Annotated in this window: 3 protein-coding genes; all 3 read right to left on the bottom strand. The window is 35.0% G+C overall.

Going from position 1 to position 2,483, the window contains the following annotated elements; all coding sequences use genetic code 11:
- Positions 1 to 444 precede the first annotated feature (444 nt).
- Positions 445 to 918: an SMI1/KNR4 family protein gene (locus MHH60_RS33135; RefSeq protein WP_076139111.1), complete on the bottom strand. Its 474-nt coding sequence runs from the start codon at positions 916 to 918 to the stop codon at positions 445 to 447.
- Between the two features lie 574 nt (positions 919 to 1,492).
- The gene (locus MHH60_RS33130) at positions 1,493 to 1,969 is read right to left on the bottom strand and encodes an SMI1/KNR4 family protein (RefSeq protein WP_076139112.1); all 477 of its coding nucleotides are present in this window, start codon (positions 1,967 to 1,969) and stop codon (positions 1,493 to 1,495) included.
- Positions 1,970 to 1,990: 21 nt separating this feature from the next.
- A partial coding sequence (locus MHH60_RS33125; protein ID WP_341161223.1) for an HNH endonuclease signature motif containing protein occupies positions 1,991 to 2,483 on the bottom strand: 493 nt, incomplete at its 5' end.

Below are 2,483 nucleotides of genomic sequence, written 5' to 3'. Positions count from 1 at the left end.
TCTTTAAATACCATTTTGTCCAATGCCATTTATGACCTCCAGTTCTTACACTTAGACCATCCAATGCACTACTTTTTCGCCCCCTCAGGTCTTTATGTATTACTTCATCTTTAAAAACTTAAGTATTTGGAGCGCACACCTAACCTATATATCGGCGTAACTTCCCAATATTTCACTTTAAATCCTTTATTTTAATTTTTTTAATTCTAATCACTGCTGTAAGAATAAGTAGATAGCAAAAAAACAGGTTGATTATAGTGGTAGCTCCCTATAATCAACCTGTTAACTGAACGCTATAGCGTTATTTACGTTATACTTTTCGAGCATTACTGCACGAACAAACGAAATGCCTAAATCTTTATAGAAGTATTACATGAGTTTTATGTGTTGTTACTGGTTAAATCATAGGTTTATTCGACACTTCTTGATAGCCCTTCATGCTTTCTATTCAGATAACATTGTTAGAAATTCCTCGAAACTGTCTGCCACATGATAGCTGATTGGATCAAGTTCACCAGAATTTTCATGATCCCACACACAAACCTTAGGATTATTTCTAGATTCACAAAAATCTAAACATAGAAAATCACCAGCAAATAGAATCGCTATTGGTAAAATATCAACTCCAATCAAATCCTCATTATCGGTAAGCCTATCTTCAATTTGAGTTAGTGTTACATCAATATCATACATTCCTAACTGATTATCTCTGGGTGTTTTTAATAAGCATAGAAATCTGTCTATAGCATAGTCATGATTATTACATTTAAAACTACTATTTATTGGTCTACCGCCGTTATTCACTTCTAAAAATGAAACAAAATCATTTGGTAACTTAATTCTCCAGAATCCTTCTTTTCTTCTAAACAGATCTTCCGTTGGTAAGGGTAGTATTATTGTGTTTGGATCAACCTTCATTTTATCCCCCCTCAATTTTCACTTTATGATTATGATTGAAATAAAGGTTTTAATTCAATTAAAAGATTCACTTGTCTTTGGGTATCCTCAGCCCGAAACGTCTCCTTACCTGTCTATGTCAACTGGTCGTCACCAGATTTGTTTATTCACGATAACCATCGCGGCAAGAAGTCCATTCGTTGTTCGTTGTGGACAATATGCAGATAAGTCCTGACAATATTAATGGTCGGGCTATCCATCCTAGAAGGTGCGATGGTTTAGACAGCTTATCTATCGGGGCGGCGTATTCTACAATTTCAAGTAAATTTGAAAAAAACGCAAGAAAACGAAGATAACAAAAAACAGGTCAATTATGATGGTATCTAACCATAATCAACCTGTTCAACGTAACGGAATAGCGTTATTTAGGTTATAAAATTAAAGCATTTGATGTGCGTACAACCGAAATGAAGAAATCTTTATACGGGTATTACATGGGTTATTTGTGTTATTGGTTGAATGATGGATTTATTCGGCACTGGGTAGCCCCACCTTTGAATGGAAGCCAAAAGGCGTAAACAAATTTTCGCAAGACTTATTCGGTTAACATATTTAGAAACTCATCAAAGCTGTTACTTGTAAAATAAGTTACAGGGTCTAAATCTGAAGATTCTTCATGATTCCAAACGCAAACAGATGGCTCTGTTTCATCAGTATTTCTATAGTCTAAACACACAAAGTCACCTGCAAATAGAACAGCTACTGGTAATAATTCAGTACCTACTAAGTTTTCGTCTGAAACAATTCTCTCATCTAACTGAGTTCTAACTACTCCTATATCGTAGAATTCATCATCCCTCTCCCCAGTTACCTTCAAGATACTTAAAAACCTATCAATTGCATAACTATGATTGTTACACATAAAACTATCTTTTACAGGAGAAGCACCATTAAAATTTTTTATAAATTCTTTATATTCATCCGGCAATTTAATTCTCCACTTGTTTTCTTTTTCATTCAGCAGAACATCATCCGGCAATGGATATATTATAGTTTCATCCTTAACTTCCATGTCTCTACCTCCTAAAAAATATTATCTCGGAGCGTCAGCCCACATACCTGCCGTCCGCCCACCATTGTGAGGTGTAATATTGTGAATACCAAATGGAACAAGTTCCATTTTACCAGGGATTTCTGTATGATGCCACGTCATTCCTCTTCTCGTGCCACCTATCTGCTCATCTAACCACTTAAACTGTTCTTTATCCGATAACTTCCAAAATTTTTCTGGTAGCTGAACAGTTTCTTTAACTACACCTGCACCGGCAAAATCAGCAGATCCATATCTCATTCCATCAACTTTTGTAACCTTTATTTCAGGAATATGTCCATTTGCTACTGCCATTTCTTTTATCTTTCTTTTTTGAGCAGCAGACAAGCTATCCCCACCAGGGATAGTATCATCCCAAGACCAAGGTTTGTTTGAATCAACTTGTTCTTTGTATATTTTTGCATAATCTTCAATTACTTCATTAAATTTCTTATTCCCTTTTATAAAGCCATCTATATTTTTTAGATTTGCTTCA

The organism is Paenibacillus sp. FSL H7-0716 (assembly GCF_038002705.1).
GTDB classification, from domain to species: domain Bacteria; phylum Bacillota; class Bacilli; order Paenibacillales; family Paenibacillaceae; genus Paenibacillus_AQ; species Paenibacillus_AQ odorifer.
Note: the sequence above shows the minus strand (reverse complement) of the source record. Positions and strands in the feature narration are given on the sequence as shown.